This is a genomic window from Streptomyces sp. NPDC021749, assembly GCF_040640655.1.
In the GTDB taxonomy this organism is placed as follows: domain Bacteria; phylum Actinomycetota; class Actinomycetes; order Streptomycetales; family Streptomycetaceae; genus Streptomyces.
This window is the reverse complement of sequence record NZ_JBFACE010000041.1, coordinates 36,571-56,756: the sequence shown is the minus strand read 5'-3', so window position 1 is coordinate 56,756 and position 20,186 is coordinate 36,571. Positions and strand designations below refer to the sequence as shown.

The following is a 20,186-nucleotide window of genomic DNA, read 5'->3' as shown; positions in this document are numbered from 1 at the left end:
CGGCGAACGGTCAGTCAAAGTTATATGTCTTAATAGTCCGTTTTGCCTTGCGGGAGTGCTGCGTATGCCGAGAGACACCGAGGACGACCCCCGCACCACACCGATGCCCCGCGCCGCCCCCGCCGTCTCGGTGATCGTGCCCGTCCACAACACCCTGCCCTACCTCGACCGCTGCCTCGGCTCCGTCTTCGCCCAGACCCTCGACCCCCGCCGCATCGAGATCATCGCCGTCGACGACGGCTCCACCGACGGCAGCGCCGACCGGCTCACCGACCTCGCCCGCCGCCACCCCCGCCTGACCGTCGTCCGCCAGGAAGCCTCCGGCGGCGCCGGCAGACCCCGCAACACCGGACTCGCCCGCGCCACCGGCGACTACGTCTTCTTCCTCGACTCCGACGACCACCTCGGCCCCGAAGCCCTCGAACGCCTCACCCGCATGGCCCGGACCCACGGCTCCGACGTCGTCTACGGCCGCATCGTCGGCGCCGACGGCCGCACCGCCCCCGTCGACCTGCGCACCACCAGCCCCGCCGTCTCCGTCTTCGACTCGCCCGTCTACTGGTCCCTCGCCGCCTACAAACTCTTCCGCCGCGCCTTCCTCGAAACCCACCGCCTGCGCTTCGTCGAGGGCCGCCTGCTCGGCGAGGACCTCCCCTTCGGCATCGCCGCACTGCTGCGCGCCCGCACCGTCTCCGTCCTCGCCGACTACGACTGCTACTACCTCCACGGCCGCGCCGACGACAGCAACGCCAGCCGCCAGGACGTCGACTGGCCCGACTACCTCCACTACATCGGCGGCGTCCTCGACACCGTCGCCGCCGAGGTCCCGCCCGGCCCCGACCGCGACAAACTGATGACCCGCCACTTCCACGGCGAGATCCTCATGCCGTTCGGCCCCGCCTACCTCGCCCGCACCCCCGCCGACCGCCGCCGGATGACGGCCGCCGCCCGCCCCCTCGTCCGCCGCCACCTCACCGACCGCCTACGCGCCGCCCTGCCGCCCCGGCTCCGGCTGCGCGCCCACTGCCTCGACGCCGGCCTCGACGACGCCCTGACCGCCGTCGTCCGCGCCGACACCGGCCCGGTCCCCACCCAGGTCGACCCGGACGGCCGGATCCACGCCCGCTACCCGTACTTCCGCGACCCGCACCACCCGCTGCCCGACGCCTGCTACGACCTCACCGACCGCGTCGTCCTCCGCCAGCGGCTGACCGGCTGCCACTGGACCGGCAGCGTCCTCCGCCTGACCGGCACCGCCGCCCTGCCGCACCTCGCCACCACCGCGGTCACCCTCGTCCTGCACCGCACCGACGCCACCCACCGCCTCCCCGCCCACTGCACCGACGGGCACTGGCAGGCCGCACTCGACCCGGCCACCGCCGCCGGCGGCGCCCCCCTCACCGACGGCCTCTGGGGCCTCAAGATCACCGTCACCGGGCACGGCACCGCCACCGAGGACGCCCCGGGCCCCGCCGTCGACCGCACCGCCTGGCTCGTCCCGGAAACCACCCCGTCCGCCGCCGACCTCGCCCCGCGCCCCCTCACGCCCGGACCCGCCACCGCAGCGCTCTTCCTCTCCCACCCGCACGGCCACCTCCACCTGCGGCTGACCACCCCGGAATGAGCCGCCACACCGTGCACCGGCCGCCGCACGGGCGCACTCTGGTAACAGCGGTTCCGGAGGTGATGGTGATGCTGCAGACAGCTGTCGGATGGCACGTCGAGCTGGAATTCGAGGAGGACAACCACCGCACGCGCGCGGCCGCCCTCGTGCGGCTCCCGGACGGCACCGAAGTCCGGTCCCACGGGTACGCCAGCCGCCACCCAGCCGACTCCAACCAGCCACGGGTCGGCGAAGAGGTCGCCGGCGCCAGGGCGCTCAACGACCTGGCGATGAAACTGCTGACCAAGGCCCACGACGAGATCGACGAGGCGTCCGGGCGGACGTCGTACCCGCTGACGACCCGCTGACCCCCGGCGGCCCGCCCCGCCCCCGGCGCCCGCCGGCCGGCGGTCAGGCCCCCGGGTGGTGGTGCCGCCAGCCCGCCCACGCCGACGTGACCATGTCGCGGACGTCGTGCCGGGCCTTCCAGCCCAGCTCCGCGGCGATCCGGTCGGCGGCCGCCACCACCCGCGCCGGGTCACCCGCCCGGCGCGGCGTCACCTCGGGCGTCACGTCCTCGTACCCGGTGACCTCCGCGATCAGACCGATCATCTCGCGCACCGAAACGCCCTCGCCGCGCCCGATGTTCAACGTCAGGTCCCGCACCGGGCCCGGCCCGGCGAGCTTCCGGGCCGCCGCGACATGCGCCTCGGCGAGATCGGCGACATGGATGTAGTCGCGGATGCAGGTGCCGTCCGGCGTGTCGTAGTCGTCACCGAAGATCCGCGGCGCGGCACCCGCCGTCAGCCGCTCGAACACCATCGGCACGATGTTGAAGACCCCCGTGTCGGCCAGCTCCGGGGCGGCCGCACCGGCCACGTTGAAGTACCGCAGACAGGCCGTGGAAATACCGTGCGCCTTCCCCGCCGCCCGCGCCATCCACTCCCCGACCAGCTTCGTCTCCCCATACGGGTTGATCGGCACGCACGGCGTGTCCTCCGTCACCAGCTCCACGTCCGGCATGCCGTAGACCGCCGCCGACGACGAGAACACCAGCCGGCCCACCCCGCCCGCCGCCATCGCCTCCAGCAGCGTCTGCAGCCCGTGCACGTTCTCCCGGTAGTACAGCAGCGGCATGTCGACGGACTCGCCGACCTGCTTCTTCGCCGCCAGATGCACCACATCGGTCACCTGGTGCTCCGCGAGCGTCGCGTCCAGCAGCGCACGGTTGAGCGTCGAGCCGACGACCAGCGGCACGTCCTCGGGGATCCGGGCGGCCACGCCCGTCGTCAGGTCGTCCAGCACGACGACCCGCTCGCCCGCCTGCCGCAGGGCCCGTACGACATGGGAACCGATGTAACCGGCACCACCCGTGATCAAGTAAGACATGATGCCCATCCTAGGAGGGGAAGAAGCCGGACAACGGGAAGGTCAGCGGCGCAGCCGGCGCGCCGCTATCCGCCAGACGCTGCGCAGCCCCGACGCCACCCGCAGCGACAGCGCACCGCCCGTCGTCGCATACGGCTGCACCAGCAGCACCGCATGCCGCCGGCTCGGCAGCACCCGCCGCCGCAGCCCCGGCCCGGTCGCCCGCAGCGCGGCCCGGAAACCCGCCCCGTCGGCACAGCTGACCTGCGCCATCAGGTCCCACGGCTCCGGATCCGCCGCCTTGCCGCCCCGCTCGGTCAGCGCCTCCAGATCCAGCACCACCTCCGCCGTCCAGCACACCGCCGCCGCACCGCCCGGCGCGCCCGCCCGGGTCAGGGCCGCGGTGTGCACCGGGCCCCGCCGGTCGTCCCGCCGCCGCAGCAGCTCCACATCGATGCTCTCCGGCCCCGCCGCCGCCAGCCGCCCGTACATGTCGTGCACCCGCAGCCGCAGCACACTGCGGCCGCCCACCGACGGCTCCGCGTCGATCGTCACCGGCAGCCGGCTTATCGGCTTCGTCCCCAGCGCGTCCAGCTCCACCTCGGGCAGGTCCGCCGACCACACCGCCCGCCCGTCGGCCTCCGCGTACGGCGGCAGCAGCCGCCCCGGACGGCTCGCCAGCTGCGTGATCCGGTCCAGGTCCCGCGGCGCCGGCGACGCCAGCACCACCCGCGCCAGCCACCGCGACGGCGCCCGCGCCGCCCGCAGCGCCGCCTCGTCGAAACCCTCCAGGTACTCCCGGGTCAGCCGCCACCACTCCGCCCGGTAGTCCGCCCCGCGGGTGTGCAGCTCCCGCGCGTACATCCGCAGGTCATGGTCGAGGAACTTGGTGGCCGCCGCCTGCGCCAGCACCGGCGACCCCGCCTGACGGAAGATCTCCACACTCGCCCGGTGCGCCGCGATCCGCGCCTCCCAGTTGGCGACGTCCTTGCGGTTCAGCGAGATCGACTGCCGCGCCGCCGACCGGCGCACATGCCAGACGTAGACACGCTCCGGCACCGTCGCGATCCGCGGCGCCGCCGCCAGCACCTGCGCGGTGAACACGAAGTCCTCGTACGTGAACCGGCCCTCGGGAAACGCGATCGCGTGCTTCGCCAGGAACTCCCGCTCGTACAGCTTGTTCACACACAGCGTGTCCCGCACCAGCTGCGGACTGGCCTCCGCCGACTCGTGCACCGCCGCCTCCCGGTACAGCCCCGGCTGCCACGGCACGTCCCGCCGCGCCGGCAACTCCCGCCGCACGCACGCCCCCGACACCACCGGCGCGTCATGCCGCAGCGCCGCCGACAGCAGCGCCCGCACCGCACCCGGCGGCAGCACGTCATCACTGTCCAGGAACATCACGAACCGGCCGGTCGCGGCCCCCAGACCCTCGTTGCGCGGCGTGCCGCAGCCACCGCTGTTCGCACTGCGGTGGATCACCCGCAGCCGCGGCTCGGTACGGGCCAGCTCGTCCAGGGCGGCTCCGGTGCCGTCGGTGGAGGCGTCGTTCACCGCGATCACCTCGGTGACCGTGTCACCGAAAGCCTCCTGAGCGAGCGCGGAACGCACCGCATCACCGACATGCGCGGCATCGTTGAACGCGATCACGACGATGCTGACCTGCGGGGAGGGCGTGATGGTGGGCCCCGGCAGCGGCTCAGGGGCTTCTTTCACAGTCACTACATCTACATTTCGTGTCGACAGCGTCTCTTGGCGCGAGCGGGGTCCGAACCCATATCCGATGGGTCAGAGGGCGAAACCCGCCGAGCGGTTGCACTCCTCGCCCCGCTTTTCCGCCGTATTGCCGTCTCGTGACCGGGCAGAGCACCGGGCTCGGGTGCGCAAGGCCCCGACAGTCCGCCGCGGACCCCTGCACATGCTGTAACGACGCGAATGGCGTGCGATGCCGATCCGCGCACGATCACCTTGCCGCGGACCGGCAACCCTCACCGCTCCATCACGTCCGCGACCCGCCCCGCCGCACCGCCGTCGTCCCGGTGGCAGAACACCGCACGGAAATCCGCATACGCCTCCGCGCTCTCCGCCGCCACCGCCCGAAGATCCCCCAGCGCCTCGACCAGCTCACCCGTCGACGACAGCAACGGCCCCGGCACCCGCGCCTCGAAATCCAGTGTGAACCCCCGCAGCGCATCCCGGTAATGCGCCAGATCCGGCGTCAGGAACACCATCGGCCGGCCGGTGTTCGCGAAATCCACCGCCAGCGACGAATAGTCCGTCACCAGCACATCCGCCACCAGCAGCAACTCCATCGCGTCCGGATACGCCGACACGTCCACCGCGAACGGCGCATGATGCCCCGGCAGCCGGTCCGCGACCAGCGGATGCCCCCGCACCAGCAGCACATGCCCGTCCCCCAGCTCCCGCCGCGCCAGATCGACGTCCAACGGCAGATCCAACCGGTGATGCCGCGCGTCGTACGCCACGTCGTCCCGCGGCGTCGGCGCATACAGCACCACCCTCCGGCCCGGCTCCAGCCCCAGCCGCTCCCGTACCGCCGCCGCCCGCAGCTCCCGGTCCGCCGCGAACAGCACATCGGTCCGCGGCAGCCCCGTCTCCAGCAGCCGCCCCGAATACCCCAGCGCCGACCGCAGCACCGGAGTGCTGTGCCCGTTCGGCGACAGCAGCACGCTCCACTGCCGGCTCACCCGCGGCCGCGGCGCCAGATGCGCCAGCCCCGCGCACAGCGTCCCCGCCAGATCCGCCCCGATCCGCTTCAACGGCGTCCCGTGCCACGTCTGCACGATCCGCTGACCGCCCCGCCGCGTGAACCACCACGGCAGATGCGTGTTCGTCACCACCCAGCGGCTGTGCGCCAGCGCCCCGTGCCACTCCGCGCTGCCCACCACCACCGCCCGCGCCGTCGCCGGCACCGCCGTCTGCGCGTCCCGCACCGCCCACAGATGCTCCACGTCCATCCCCCGGCGCACCAGCTCCTCGTGCACCGCCCGCGGCGAATCCCCGTACGACCGGCCACCGAAACTGCTGTACAGCACCGTGTCCCGCAGCGGACGCGAACGGTGCAGCACATAGTGCTGCTCCCTCAGCAGCCGCCGCCGGTACGGGCCCCGGTCCGCGGCCGGCACCGCCGGACCCGCCACCACCAGCACCTCGTCCCCCCGCTGCCGGTCCACCACCAGCGGCTTCCCGCGGACCGTGCACGACGCCGGCAGCCCGTCCAGCACCCGCGGCGCCACCCGCACCGGCGCGTCCAGCGGCGAGGCCGCCGCCCCCCGCTCCCGCAGATGCAGCGACCAGCCACCCTCCCGCAGCGGCACCGGGCCGGCCAGCGACGGCAACGCCCCCAGCGGCAGCCGCCCGTGGAACCGGCCCTCGTCATGCGTCACCGGGAACGTCAGCTCCGCCGCATGCACCGCGTGCTTGAGCACCAGCTCCGTCGCATGCGGCGCCGCCGCCGGCAGACCGCCCGCCACCAGCAGCGTCCCGTCCGACCGCCACAGCACCCGGTCCGCGTACGGCTGCGGCGTCCGGTCGTGCAGCACCAGATCCCCCGCCGGCGTGGCCGCCACCACCAGCTCCCGGCCGTGCGGCAACGGATACGCCACCGGTTCCAGCGCCGGATCACATGCCACCCGGTCCGTCCCGCCGTCCGGCAGCACCAGCTCCGCCAGCCAGCTCTCCGTATGCGCCGGCGGAATCAGCGACGGCGCCCCGTCCCGCGGCGGACGCGCCGCCGCCACCGCCTCCACCAGCACCCGGAACGTCACCTCACCCCCCTCCGCGGGCTCCGCCCCCACCGGGAACGACACCACCGTGCCCGTCCCCTGATGCGTCAGCCGCAGCCCCGACGGCACCGGCCCCGGCGCCCGCACCGCCACGTCCAGCGCACCGGCCGCCACCGACCGGTGCCCCGCCAGCCACCGGGTACGCCGCGCCACCGACAGCCGCAGCCCCCCGTCCTCGTACCGCGGCGTCACCCGCACCACACCCCGCGGCCCCTCGTCGGCCACCGAGCACGCCGCCGGCGCCGCCCCCGACCCCGACTCCGGCGCCTCCGGCGACGCCCACCGCACCCCGCTCGCCGACGCCAGCATCACCCCCACCGACCAGTCCCCCTCCTCCCACTGCCCGCCCCGCCGCAGCCGCGCCGGATCCACCCGCAGCTCGAACCCCGACCAGTCGTAACAGTGCAGCTCCTGCCCCGACTCCGCGGTCGCCTCCGGCATCGCCACCGTCCGCAGCGGCACCACGATCCGCCGCCGCCCGCACGACAGCACCGCCGTCCGCACCCCCACCGTGTGCCGGTGCGCCGCATCCACGTTCCGTACGTAGGCATGCCCCCGCAGCACCAGCACCCCGTCCCGCCACACCGCCTCCCGCACCCGCGCACACACCGGGAAGTCCTCCCGGCCCAGCCGCGTCACCCCCAGCGGCAGCTCCAGCGGCGGACTCACCGGCACCACCGCCCGCCGCCGCAACGGCGGCCCCGCCACCGCGAACCCCGCCGGATTCCGCGCCTCGTGCCGCAACAACGCCAGCAGATCCGCCGCCCGCCCCGCCCGCACCAGATACCACCGCATCCGCAGCTCCACCGGCAGCTGAGGGAACACCCGCGGATCCACCCCCGCCAGGAAATCCCGCGCACAGTCCAGGAACGCCGTCCGGGTCTCCGGCGCCGCCCCCGGCAACGCCGCCACCAGATCCGTCAGCCCGTCCGTCAGCTGGAACCGGTCGTAGTCCCGTCGGTACGCCTGCAGCTGCGGCCGCGACGCCTCACCCAGGAACCGCCGGATGCCCGCCACCGCCGCGAACCGCTCCCGCACCCCCCGCGGATCCGGCCGCCGGTGCCGCGCCGCACCCTCCGGCAGCCGCCAGTAACACACGTGCTCCCGCAGCACATCCACTGCACCGGCCAGGAAATGCGCCGGCACCGTCACCGCCTCGTCCAGGCACAACTCCCCCTCGGGGAAAGCGAAACCGTGCCGGTCCCAGAACTCCCGCCGGAACACCTTGTTCCGGGCGAAGGAATCCGCCAGCAGCGTCAGATCCTCCGTCACATGCGTGCCCAGCACCGTCTGCCGGCCCCCCGGATGATGCGCCGACTGACTCCGCCCCGCCGCACCCAGCCGGTACACGTTGCCCGTCGCCAGATCCGCCCCCGACCTCTCCAGCACCCCCACCAGGTCCTCGTACGCCCGTGGCAGCAGCACGTCGTCCGCATCCAGGAACGCCAGATAACCGGTGTGCGGAAAGGCGTGCCGGGCACCGGCGTTCCGCGCCGCACCGCACCCCGGCCCCGCACCACCCGGCACGTGCACGATCCGGAACCGCGGATCCCGCTCCGCCCAGGCATGCGCCACAGCAGAGGGCGGGCCCGCACCCGCGGGCCCGCCCTCCACCAGCACCACATCCAGTTCCGCCAGCGTCTGCGCCGCCACCGACGCCAGGCACTCCTCCAGATTCCCCTCCGCCCCCGCACCACGGGGAACCGGGACGACGACGGTGAGCCGGGGCTTCATAGACGGACCACGCCCTTCCTGTCTCTTGTGGGCGTTCAACTCACCACCGGCGGCACGGTCACCGGATCTGCGCTGAAAGGGTGAGCCCCCCTGGGCCAACCCCCGGTCAGCCCCCGGCCAGCCCCCGGGCGGGTCCCCGCCGGCGCCCGCGCCCCGCCGCCCGCCCGGAGACCTTCCGCCCACCGGGTCGGCGCGCCGCGGCCACCCCGCCCCGGCCCATGCCGTAGACCCGAAGCCGTACACCCGTCGCGCAGCGTTACGGCGCCCCCGCGCCGCGTCCCAGGGAAGGTGACCGCATCCCGATGCCCGGCCGAACCGACAGCCCCGCCCCCACCGACAGCCCGGATGCCCAGCCGCCCACCGGCGACCCCCGCACCACCCGCACCCCCCGCCCCACCGGCACCGCCCCCACCGCCTCCACCGCCCGCCTCCCCGCCGACCCCACCCGCCCCGGCCTCGCCCGCCTGCTGCCCACCCGCACCCCCTACCGCCGGCAACTACGGCGCATCGGCGCCGGCCGCGTCCTGGAAATCGGCTGCGGCGACGGCGACACCCTCGCCGGCTGCACCCCCGGCAGCGTCGGCATCGACCACGACCCCGACGCCATCGCCCGCTGCCGCACCCGCGGCCTGACCGCCTACACCCCCGACGCTTTCCTCGCCGGCCCCCACGCCCGCCCCGGCGCCTTCGACGCCCTCCTCACCGCCCACGTCCTGCACCACCTCGACGACGAACAGGCCGAAGAACTCCTCCGCGCCTACGTCCCCTACGTACGGCCCGGCGGCGGCGTCCTCCTCATCACCCCCCAGGAAGCCGGCCACCGCGCCGGCCCCCCACCCGTCCGCTTCACCGACTTCACCCTGCTGCGCGCCTTCGCCGCCACCGCCGGCCTCACCGTCCGCCGCACCTACTCCCACCCCCTGCCCCGCCCCGCCGGGATGCTGCTGCGCACCAACGTGTTCGTCCTGGTGGGACAGGTCCCGCGCTAGCGGAGGACGGCTACCGCGCCAGGCCCACCGCCCGGCCCGGCGAGCCGGAAAACCCGGAAAACACCGCCACCACACGCCGAAGCCGGGGCGGGCCGCCCCTACGGCAGCCCGCCCCGGCCTCGTCCCACGGTCGTCTAGCGCCCGCCCGCCCGCCTACGGGCCTTCACCAGCGCCCGGGCCACGATCGGCGGCAGCACCTCCCGCGCCACCTTCCGCACCGTCGCCCGCGTCGGCACCGGCGCCCGCCGCACCGGCCGCACCACCGGCCCGGACGGCGCCGCCGCCAGCGCAGGACCCGCCGTGGCCGCCCTGGCCGCCGACGGCGCCGGACGGTGCCGCGACACCGGCTGCACCGGCTCCTTCGCACCCTTCGCGCTCAACCGCACCAGCGGCGCGCCGTTCACGTACTGCACCTCGTGCCAGATGTCACCGCGCTCCTTGATCCACCCCAGCAGCGCCTTCTGGTACGGCTCCGGATCACCCCACGTGCCGTAGAACTTCGTCCCCGTGATGCAGATCGGCCGCAGCCCCTCATTGGCGACCGCCTGCCACGTCGCCGCCGCCACCCCCGGACAGTGCTCCGCGCGGTAGTCGTCCAGCACCACCACACCCCGGCCGGTCAGCAACTCCCGCACCGCCAGGATGTCCCCGTGCACATGCTCGTACAGATGCGACGCGTCGATGTGCGCGAACCGCACCGACCCCTTCTCCACGTGCTCGCTGACCAGCGAACTCAGCCCCTGCACGATCGTCGGCAACTCGTCGTGGAACGACAGGTAGTTGGCCTCGAAGGCACGCCGCGTCAACGACGCGTACGACTTCTTCATCTCCTTCGAGTTCGACGCGTCCTCGGCCGGCGAATCGAAGAGATCGCAGACCGTGAAGCGCTCCCCGGCGCCCAGCCGCGCACCGAGGAATATCGCGCTCTTGCCCATGTACGCGCCCAGTTCCAGCAGATCACCCGCCTCGGAACGCTCCTGCTGATACGCCAGGATCCAGTCGAACAACAACTGATCGGCAGTGAAGAACCAGCCTTTCACCTCGGACAACCGGGCAGGGCGCGGGAGTTGCTCGGCACTCTGGTCTGCGGTGGGGGCAGTCATGTGCGGTCCGTCTCCAGACGGTCGGGAACGTAGGCGGAATGCAACAGGCAAAGCGATGTGGCGGAACACATACGGACGCGTACGGAGTGTGCAGTTATGAACAGGAACGGAGTGTGCAGTTATGAACACGCCCGGCCCCGGCAGGGGGCGGCGCTCGGGCCCCGCCCCACGCAGGGACGGGCACACCCTCGTCCGGCACGGACGACGCGCCGGCGCCGCTACGCAGTCTCCACGACGGAGCCCCGTCGCACCATGCGTTTCACGGCAGTGACCGACATCGTAGGGGGACGGACATGAACGCGGGATAACAACGGACCGACCCGCAACCCACCCCCGTACGCCGTACGCCGTACGCCCCACGCCGCACGACACCCCGCCCCGGCCCGGCCCGCCGCACCCCTCACTTCACCGCGCCCGCCATCACCCCGGATACGAACTGCCGCTGGAACGCAAAGAAAACGATCAACGGCACCACCATCGACAGGAACGCCCCCGGCGCCAGCACATCGATGTTGTTGCCGAACTGCCGCACCTCCTGCTGCAACGCCACCGTGATCGGCGGACTCCCGCTGTCCGCGAAGATCAACGCCACCAGCATGTCGTTCCACACCCACAGGAACTGGAAGATCCCCAACGACGCGATCGCCGGACCCCCCAACGGCAACACCACCCGCAGGAACAGCCGCAACTCACCCGCCCCGTCCAGCCGCGCCGCCTCCAACAGCTCCCGCGGAATCTCCGCGAAGAAATTCCGCAACAGGAACACCGCGAACGGCAACCCGAACGCCGTGTGGAACAGGACCACCCCCGCCGTCGTCTCGAACAGCCCCACCGCCCCGAACAACTTCGCCACCGGAATCAGCGCCACCTGCACCGGCACCACCAGCAGCCCCACCACCACCAGGAACCAGCCGTCCCGGCCCGGAAAATCCATCCACGCGAACGCATAACCCGCCAGCGCCCCGATCACCACCACCAACACCGTCGCCGGCACCGTGATCTCCGCCGTCGTCCACAGCGAACCCATCACCTTGCCGTTCGACAGCAGCCGCTCGTAGTTGTCGGACGTCAGCTGCGCCGGCTCCGCGAACACCCGCCACCAGCCCGACTCGCCGATCCGCTGCGGACTCCGCAACGACGACAACAACAACCCCACCGACGGCATCAACCAGAACAACGCCACCAGCACCAGGACCACGCGCACCGCCCCACCACCGGCCCGCGCCGCCAGCCGTGCCGCCCAGGACGGCCGCGCCCGCACCACCGCCGCACCCGCCGCGCCCCCGCCCCCGCCACCGGCCCGGGCAACCCCCTCCACCGCCGTCATCGGCGACGCTCCTTCCGTATCCGCCGGAGATTCACCCACATCACCGGCAGCACGAGCAGCAGCAGAAACACCGCGATCGCACTGCCCAGCCCCTCATCGACATCCGTCCCGAACGACGACTGGAACAACTGCAACGCCAGCACATTCGCCGACCGCAGACTCGACCCCGGCGCGATGATGTACACCAGGTCGAAGATCTTCAGCACGTTGATCATCAACGTCACCAGCACCACCACCAGCACCGGCGCCAACAACGGCACCGTGATCCGGCGGAACACCTGCCACTCACCCGCCCCGTCCACCCGCGCCGCCTCCAACAACTCCCGCGGCACCCCCGCCAGCCCCGCCGCGATCAACACCATCGCGAAACCGGCCCACATCCACACATACGCCCCGATGATCGCCGGCGTCACCAACGCCGGCCCCAACCACTCCACCCCGCCGTACGCCGCCGCGAAATTCCCCGCCGGCAACCGCAACCGCGCCCCGTCCGCCCGCCCACCCGGCAACACGAACGTCCCGTCCGCCGCCGTCCGCGCCGACGCCACCACCCGGCCGCCCCGCACCGCCTCCACGGTCACCCCGGCCAGACCCTTCTCCGACCCGTCGACCACCTGCGGCCGACCCCCACCACCCCGCGTGAAGTCCAGCCACACCGTGCCCGTCACACTCCCGGGTCGCGCCACCGCACCCGCCGCCGGCCGCGCACCCCGCACATCGTCCGGCTGCACCGCCACCAACGGCAGCATCACCGGCGACCCCGCCCGCACCACCGACCGCGTACTGAACGACCCGCCCCCCGACGCCCGCAGCACCCCGTTCGGCCGCGGCCGCGCCCCCGGGAACGGCGCCGGCTCCGCGAACGTGTCATGCACCCCCACCCACACCGCATTGGCCACCCCACGCTCCGGATTCTGGTCGTACACCAGCCGGAAAATGATCCCGGCCGCCAGCATCGAAATCGCCATCGGCATGAAAACGACCAGCTTGAACGCCGTACCCCACCGCACCCGCTCCGTCAGCACCGCGAAGATCAACCCCAGCGCCGTCGACACCGTCGGCGCCACCACCACCCACACCACGTTGTTCCGCAACGCGGTACGAATCCCGTCGTCCGCGAACAACTCCCCGTAATTCCCCAACCCCACGAACCCGTCACCGGACGCATCGAACAGACTCCGGTACACGGAAAACCCGATGGGATACACCACCAGCGCACCCAACAACACCAACGCCGGCAACAAAAACACCGCAGCCACCCACCGCCGCGTCCCCGACACACGCCGCCCACCACCGACGCCCGCCGCCCTGCCGCCGCCTTCTACGGTCCTGCTGCTGCTCATCGTGAGAAACCCCCGGCAAGAAAGGAAACGGCACGGAAACGGCACAGAAAACGGCACAGGAACGGCGCGGGAAAGAGGACAAGGGGAGGGAGGGGAGGGGAGGGGGGCCGGGGCCTGGGAAAAGAGCGCACAGACGAAGAGGGAGGAGCGGCTGGCCTACCACCGGCCGACTGGTCACCGGCTGGGGGGCCGCCCCACCTGGCCACCGGCTGGCGGTCCGCCCCACTCAACCGGCCCCATTCCCTCACCCACCGAACGACTTGACCGCGTCCCGCTCCAGCCGCGCCTGCGTCCCCGCCACGTCCTTCGGGTTCTTCAGGAAGTCCTGCAAGTCCTTCCACTCACCCTGACCCGGCTTCCCGCCGAACGAAGCCGGCGCCTGATCCGACATGTCGAAGCGGAAATCATCACCGGCCGCGATCAGCGCCTCCGCGATCCTGCGCATCACCGCATCCCCGTACGCCGCCCGGTCGAGCCCCTTGTTGGGCGAAATGAACCCACCCGCCTGCGCCCAGATCCGCGCCGCATCCGTCGACGCCAGGAACGTCAGCAGCGCCTGCGCCGCCTTACCGCCCTTCAGCGCCACCGCCACATCCCCACCCGTCACCACCGGCGACTTCGCACCCACCGCCGGGAAAGGGAAAACCTTGGCGTCCGTACCGATCTTCGCCTTCGTCTGCGCGATATTCGCCGCCGCGAAATCCGCCGACGACACCATCGCCGCCTTCGGCGCGTCACCGCCACTGAACGTCTGCGTCACCGACGTCGGGAAGTCCGTCTGCAACGCCCCCGCATTACCGCCCGCCAGCAGATCCTTACGCCCGAAAAGCTGGCCGAGCGTGGACAGCGCCCGCTGCACCGAGGCATCCGTCCACCTGATCCGATGCTGCGCCAGTCGGTCGTACTTCTCCGGACCGGCCTGCGAAAGATAGATGTTCTCGAACCAGTCGGTCAGCGTCCAGCCGTCCGACCCGCCCACCGAGACCGGCTCCACCCCCGACTCGGAAATCGTCCGCGCCGCCTTCAGGAACTCCGCCCAGGTCTTCGGCTCCTTCACCCCGGCATTCCCGAACGCCGCCGCGTTGTACCACACCAGCGACTTGTTACTCGCCTTGAAATACACCCCGTACGCGGTGCCCTTGTGCGCCCCGAGGTCCCGCCACCCCTTGCCGTAATTCTTCGCCAACTGCGCCTTGGCCTCCGGCCCCAGCGGCTTCAACCAGCCCTTCCCGGCGAACTCGTTGAGCACCCCGACCTGCTGCAGCATCGCCACATCCGGCGGCCCACCCCCGGCAATCTTCGACCCGATGAAACCGGCCATGTCATCGCCGCTCGGCACGAAATCCACCTTCGCCCCGGTGCGCTTGGCGAACTCGTCCAGCACCTTGACGAAGTTCTCCCGCTCCGCCCCCGTCCACACCGCAGTCACCTGCAGCCGCTGCCCCGTCAACTTGGGCAACCGCACCGTGACCGCCGCACCCCCCTTCCCCCCGCCATCCTTCTTCCCCCCACTGTCCCCACTCCCACAGCCGGCCACCCCCACCGCCAGCACCACCCCCACCACAACCCCGGCCGCTCCCCGCCGCCGCAGCCAACCCATCCCTCGACCCCTCATCCCAAACCCCCAATTCCTCACGAATTCCTCACCGACTCCTCAACCAGCGCTGCCCTGTTGCTCACCGCTTGCTCACCGCGTCACCGCAGCCTGCTGACGCGACGTCGACCACACGCAGTGACACGTCCCGCCCGGTGCGTTTGTGGCCGTAATGCGTGGTGCTCGGTGCTTGGTGCTCGGCGCTTCGTGCTTGGTGCTCGTGCGCGGTGCTTGGTGGTGCGTGGTGCTACCCGGTTCGCCGGCTTAAGCGGCCCGTGGTCTCCTGCCCGTGGTCTCTTGGCCGTGTTCCCCTGGCCGTGCCCCCGGACCGTGGTCCCCTGACGCAATGCGCGGTGGTTCGATCACCCAGCAACCCCGGCACTCTGCGCCCCGTATGCCCTGTGTGTCCCGTATCCCGTGTCGTGCGCTGTGCCCCGTGCCCCGTGCGCCGCGTCTCGCGCCCTGAGATCGGTTGAAGCGAGCGCCCGTGGTGCGAAAAACCGTGGTTCCTGCCGCTCCCGGTGCTCCGTTCCCGGTGCCCCGTGCCCGGTTCTCCGTGCGGCTCGACTTGGCTCGGCTCGGGGTCGGCAACCTGACGCGGCGGTGCGCCGCCGTCACGCGGCTATCGCGTACCGCCCGCCCCGTACTGCCTCAGTCCGTGCCCAGCCATGCACGCTGTCCGCACGCTGTGCGACAGATCTGGTCTACGCCCCGCCCCCGGGCTCCGCAATACCGCGTCCAGCCCCAACTCACCTTTCGTAATGGTGCTGTTACGGCCACCCCAAACCCCACCCAGCCCCCTCAAGGAGCGCAACCCCTAGACCCACCCCTCGACCCCAGGGGCCACCCCAAGGAGCGCCCACCTAGCCCGGGCGGCACAGCCGCACTAGCGGTGCGCCCCAGCAGTGCGCCCCGTCGGCCGGCCGAATCCGCCCCGCCTGTCCTGAAACTCCCCTCAAACGCTCACACGAGCGGTGCCGGGGGCTGCGCTCCCGAGGACTGGGCGGCGCGTTGCAGCGCGCTGGCGAGTAGGGCGAGATCCGTCGGGCCGTTGCCGAGTTCGCGTAGCGGGCGGCGGGCCGGCGGGTCGCCCATCCGCTGCCATTCCAGCGGGACGACCGTCGGCCGGAGCGTGGAGGTACGGGGTATCCGGCCGGTCACCCGGCCGGCCTGGAACGGCGTGGCGGAGCCGTCCGCCGCCCGGTGGAGCCGCCCGCGGCCGACCGGGGCGGGCTCGGACGTGTCGTCGGCCACGCCCAATTCGACGCGCAGGGTGGCGAGTTCGCTGGTGGCGGTGTCGGCCGTACGGTCCGGGTGGCTCGTCGCGGCTATGAGGTGGACGCCGAGCGCGGCCCCGTCCCGAGCCACCGCCTCCAGCGCGCGCACCACGGAGCCGGCGGCCGGACGGCCGGGGCTGCCGAGTGCCGGGGCGACCAGTGCGTCGAAGTCGTCGACCAGGATGAAGAGGCGCGGCATCGGGGCCGTGGGGTCGGGCGGGGAGATGGAAGTGGCGGGGGTGGTTGCGGGGTCGGGGTTGGCGTGGAGGCCGGCGTGCGGGTTGGTCGGGTGTTCGGGGGTGGCTGTGGCAGGGGATGGGGAGGTGTGGTGGGGGCGGAGGCGGAGGGTGCCCGTGCTCGGCAGTGTGCCTGTGTCGGACGGGTCCGCCGCCGCTGTGCCGCCTCCTTCGTTACGGCAACGATTACGGAGCGTGATTAGTTCCTGCTCTCCGTGATGATTTCCGTACGGTGTGTAGTCGCCGGTCCCGGGCGGGGTGGACGGGGTGGAGCTGGCGTCGCTGCCGGCTTCGGAGCCCGCCGCGCTCATGCGGCCGGCCTCGCCCATGCGGCCGTCCGGCGTGTGGCGGTTCGCCGTTGTGCGGCCCTCGGGGGTGCGGCCGTCCGGCGTGCGGCCTTCGGGGGCGCGGCGGGGGCTGATGACACGGGGTGCCGGGAGGTGTTTGGTGCGCCATTCGGTGAAGGGGGTGCCGGACAGTATTTCGGTGCGGCGCTTGAGTTCGGAGGAGAGGGCCTGGGCGAACGCGCGCATGCGGACCGGGTCGGAGGCGGCGAGGTACGTCGTGACGTGCGGCAGGTCGGTACACACCCGCAGTCCCTCGCCGCGGTCGGCGCCACCGCCGTCCACCAGCACCAAGGACAGCAGGTCGGGGCGGTCGGCGGCGGCGAGGGAGGCCGCCAGGGACCGGAGCAGTTCGGTTTTGCCGCCGGCGGCCGGGCCCTGGACGAGGAGGGGGGCGCCCTCGGCGGCCAGGTCGGCGCACACCGGTCCGTGCGGTCCGGCCCCCAGGACGGCGGTGGCGCCGGGCCGGTCGGTGTCCAGGGTGGCGGCCCAGCGGGCCATCAGGGAGGCGGGGGTGGCGCGGGCCAGCCCGAGTTCGTCCAGGAGCCGGGCGGTCGTGGGCAGGGGGACGGCAGCGCGGGGTGCCGTACGTCCGCCGCCGGTCGTGGACTCGGCCTCGCGCAGGGGTGCCAGGGCCCGGGCGAACCGCTCGGCCCAGGCGGCGGAGACCGCGTCGACCGTGGCGATCGTGCCGTTCGGGCCGGAACCCGGCTGGACGACGCGCACCGCGGTGGCGACGTCGCCGCTGAGGACGGCCACCGCGCCGCACTCCCCGAAGGCGGGCGACGCGGCCCTGGCCGCCTCGTACGTGGCGGCCAGCGGGAAGGCGGGGGAGGCGGCCGGGGTTTCGGCCAGGCAGAGCAGATGGACGCCGGCCGCCGCGCCGGCCGTGGCCAGCCGGGCGGTGGTCTCGCGCAGTGCGGACGAGCCGGGGTCGCCGTCGACGATCAGGAGGGTGAACGGCCCCTGGTGGCGGGCGGCGGCGAGGGCGATCTCGGCGCGTTCGGCGCTGGCCCAGCCGGGGCCGAGCGGGCAGTCGTCGAGCCGGCGCACGAGTTCGGCGGTGCGGGCGGTGGCCTGTTCCTTGTCGTGGGCGAGCAGCAGCCGGCAGTCCTGGCCGTGGGCGGGGCGGAGGTGTGGCAGCCAGCCGAGCCAGGACCAGTCCGCGATCCGTTCTTCGGTGGGGCGCGCCCGGTCGGTGCTGATCAGCACGATGTCCAGGGTGGCGGGGGAGTGCAGGGCGGCGAGCTGGGCGATCGCGGAACGGGCGAGTCCGGCGAGGCGGGCCCGCGGTCCGGCCAGGCCGAGGGAACCGGCCCGGCGCAGGCCGACCGTGACGGGCAGGGCGGTGCGGCCGCCGTCGCGGCAGGTGGTGCCCAGGCGGACGGTGAGGGTGTCGGGGTGGTGCGGGCCGCGCTCCCAGAGCCGTGGGCCCGGGCCCAGCGCGGTGAGCAGGAGGGCGGCGGCATCCGGCCACCGTTCGTCCGGGGCGGTTCCGGAGGCGGCCGGGGCCATCGCTCCGTCACCGGGGGACGCGGCGGGGGAGGTCTGCGGTGCACCGGATGACGGAAGGCCCGAGGACGGGAGGGCCGATGCCGGAAGGACCGATGACGGGAGGCCGGACGCCGGGAGGTCGTCGTAGGGCCGTTCTCCGGCGGGCCGGCCGCCGGTCAACCGGCGCGCCCAGGCGCCGATCCCGCCGCGGCGGCCGACTCTGCGGGGCGCGGCACCGTAGCGCGCTGCCTCCTCCGCCGCGGCGGCGTCCTCGGCGGGCGCCAGGATCTGCTGCCCACCGTGCGTACGGTCCTCGCCCTGCGTACGGTGCTCGCCGCGGGTACGGTCCTCGCCCTGCGCGGGGTTCTCGCCGTGGGTACGGTCCTGCCCGCCGGCCGGGGCGTGGTCCGGGTAGCGGTGGAGCGGATGCTCGTGGTCCGGATGCTCGCGCATGCCGGCTCCGGCTCCAGCTCCGGCTGTCGTTATGGCGCCCAGGCCCGTTCCGTGTCCCAGGCCATGGGCCGTGGCGGCATCGGGCTGGGGCGGGCCGGCCGGGGTACCGCGCAAGGGGGTATCGCGCCGGCCGTCCGGGTCCGGTGACCAGGCGGTGCGGGGAGGCGGTACGGGGGCTGAGGCTCCCGTGGCCCTCGCCGGGGCATAGGAGGCATATCCGGAAGCCGGCCCCGATGTCGATCTCGGCCCCGCTGCCGGTCCCGGTGCCGCTGCCGGTCCCGGTGCCGCTGCCGGTCCCGACGCCGGTGCTCCGAGCGGACCCGCACCCGGCCCCTCAGTCACATGAGCCGCCCCGGGCGCCCCACTCACCTCGGCCCGGCCACTCCCGTCGCCCGTCTCGCGCCCGCCGTCCTCACCGGCCCTCGCATACCCGCCTCCCGCGCCCGTGGCGATGCGCAGTTGGCCCTCGCCGTCGGGGGTGGTCTCCAGGGCGGGGTCCGGGGTGGTGGGGGCGGACTGCAGGCGCAGGGTGGATTCGCCGATGCGCAGCAGGGCGCCGGGCGGCAGGGGGGCGGGCAGGTCGCCGAGGGCGGTGCCGTCGACGGCGGTGCCGTTCGTGGAGCGCAGGTCGGCGACGTGCACCGAGCCGTCGGGTTCGACGGTCACGGCGCAGTGCAGGCGGGAGACGTCCGGGTCGTCGAGGGGGACGTCGGCGTCGGCGGAGCGGCCGATGCGGATCTGGCCGCCGTGCAGCAGGTGGACGCCGCCGGCGTCGGGTCCGGAGATGACGCGCAGCCGGGCGGTGCCGTGCGGCAGGCCGTGGGCCGGGGCCGGTCCGGGGCCCTGGAGGGAGAGCACCGCGCCGTCGATCAGGGGCGGTTCGCCGATCGCGGTGCGCTGCGGGTCGAGGCGTTCGGTGCCGGCGTAGAGCACGACCGGGCCGCTGCCGCCGCCGGCGCCGGATTCCGCGCCCGGGCCCGGGCCCGCGACGGAGGCCGCGAGGGAGCCGGCCACCGCCGCCAGGGCGGTCCCGGCGGGGGCCGTCACGAGCACGTCGCAGGCCCGTGTGGTGGGGCCGCTGCGCGGCCCGAGGACGGTCAGCCGGATCTGCATCGCCGTCAACGGTCCCTTCTGCCGGGGGCCGGCAGGGGCCGTTCGCTCCCCCGCCCGCCCGGGCACGTCGGCACGGACAAGTCCCAGGTGCACGTCGCGACAAAGGCCGCCCGCCCCCACCGCATCGTGCTGGGTGCATCCTCGCACCTGCGACTGACAACACGCCCGCCGACCGCCACTCCGTGATCTTGTTTTGTCGCGTCCGGACGAAAAACTGCCTGATTGCGGGCGGTGGCCGGACGGATTCGGAACGTTGTGATCAGCCCTGAATCGTCCCTGTCCGGGCGGTGCGCGGTCCGCGGCCGGCCGCGGGCGGCGGGCAACCATCCGCCCGGAACGTGCGTCTTCCCACCAGCCCGGCCCGCCGGACCGAAAAGCTTGTGCGACGGCGTGACGGGCCGC

At 73.3% G+C, this 20,186-nt stretch carries 11 protein-coding genes; 3 read left to right on the top strand and 8 right to left on the bottom strand.

The genetic code is table 11. The features are described 5' to 3' along the window. Positions 1-64: 64 nt before the first annotated feature. Together AB0G35_RS30485 and AB0G35_RS30480 are read left to right on the top strand one after the other, a co-directional pair. Complete coding sequence (locus tag AB0G35_RS30485; protein ID WP_360956165.1) at positions 65-1,624, top strand: glycosyltransferase; 1,560 nt, start codon at positions 65-67, stop codon at positions 1,622-1,624. Between the two features lie 68 nt (positions 1,625-1,692). Then, entirely contained in the window at positions 1,693-1,971 is a 279-nt protein-coding gene (locus AB0G35_RS30480; protein WP_030416676.1) for a DUF1876 domain-containing protein, read from the top strand. A 43-nt stretch (positions 1,972-2,014) separates the two neighbouring features. Here AB0G35_RS30480 and galE read toward each other — a convergent pair whose 3' ends face one another. The 3 genes from galE to AB0G35_RS30465 all read right to left on the bottom strand — a co-directional run bounded on the left by galE (position 2,015) and on the right by AB0G35_RS30465 (position 8,511). Then, positions 2,015-2,992, bottom strand: a complete 978-nt coding sequence (galE, locus tag AB0G35_RS30475) for a UDP-glucose 4-epimerase GalE (protein WP_360956163.1) — start codon at positions 2,990-2,992, stop codon at positions 2,015-2,017. Between the two features lie 42 nt (positions 2,993-3,034). Next, the gene (locus AB0G35_RS30470) at positions 3,035-4,687 is read right to left on the bottom strand and encodes a glycosyltransferase family 2 protein (protein WP_360956161.1); all 1,653 of its coding nucleotides are present in this window, start codon (positions 4,685-4,687) and stop codon (positions 3,035-3,037) included. 272 nt (positions 4,688-4,959) lie between these two features. After that, entirely contained in the window at positions 4,960-8,511 is a 3,552-nt protein-coding gene (locus AB0G35_RS30465; RefSeq protein WP_360956159.1) for a CDP-glycerol glycerophosphotransferase family protein, read from the bottom strand. 302 nt (positions 8,512-8,813) lie between these two features. Here AB0G35_RS30465 and AB0G35_RS30460 point away from each other — a divergent pair, with 302 nt between their 5' ends. Continuing rightward, positions 8,814-9,500 carry a class I SAM-dependent methyltransferase gene (locus tag AB0G35_RS30460; RefSeq protein WP_360956157.1) on the top strand — a complete coding sequence of 229 codons (687 nt, stop codon included), beginning with the start codon at positions 8,814-8,816 and terminating at the stop codon, positions 9,498-9,500. 134 nt (positions 9,501-9,634) lie between these two features. On the opposite strand, the gene AB0G35_RS30455 is transcribed toward AB0G35_RS30460, so the two are convergent. The 5 genes from AB0G35_RS30455 to AB0G35_RS30435 all read right to left on the bottom strand — a co-directional run bounded on the left by AB0G35_RS30455 (position 9,635) and on the right by AB0G35_RS30435 (position 19,784). After that, positions 9,635-10,603, bottom strand: a complete 969-nt coding sequence (locus AB0G35_RS30455; RefSeq protein ID WP_360956155.1) for a class I SAM-dependent methyltransferase — start codon at positions 10,601-10,603, stop codon at positions 9,635-9,637. Positions 10,604-11,003: 400 nt separating this feature from the next. After that, a complete protein-coding gene (locus AB0G35_RS30450; protein ID WP_360956153.1) occupies positions 11,004-11,930 on the bottom strand; it encodes a carbohydrate ABC transporter permease in 927 nt (308 codons plus the stop codon). Continuing rightward, positions 11,927-13,273, bottom strand: coding sequence for a sugar ABC transporter permease (locus AB0G35_RS30445; protein ID WP_360956183.1), 1,347 nt, complete (start codon positions 13,271-13,273; stop codon positions 11,927-11,929). The genes AB0G35_RS30450 and AB0G35_RS30445 overlap by 4 nt, the downstream gene beginning before the upstream one ends. A 244-nt stretch (positions 13,274-13,517) precedes the next feature. Continuing rightward, positions 13,518-14,873 carry an ABC transporter substrate-binding protein gene (locus AB0G35_RS30440; protein WP_360956151.1) on the bottom strand — a complete coding sequence of 452 codons (1,356 nt, stop codon included), beginning with the start codon at positions 14,871-14,873 and terminating at the stop codon, positions 13,518-13,520. A 957-nt stretch (positions 14,874-15,830) separates the two neighbouring features. Then, the gene (locus AB0G35_RS30435) at positions 15,831-19,784 is read right to left on the bottom strand and encodes an FHA domain-containing protein (RefSeq protein WP_360956181.1); all 3,954 of its coding nucleotides are present in this window, start codon (positions 19,782-19,784) and stop codon (positions 15,831-15,833) included. Positions 19,785-20,186 lie beyond the last annotated feature (402 nt).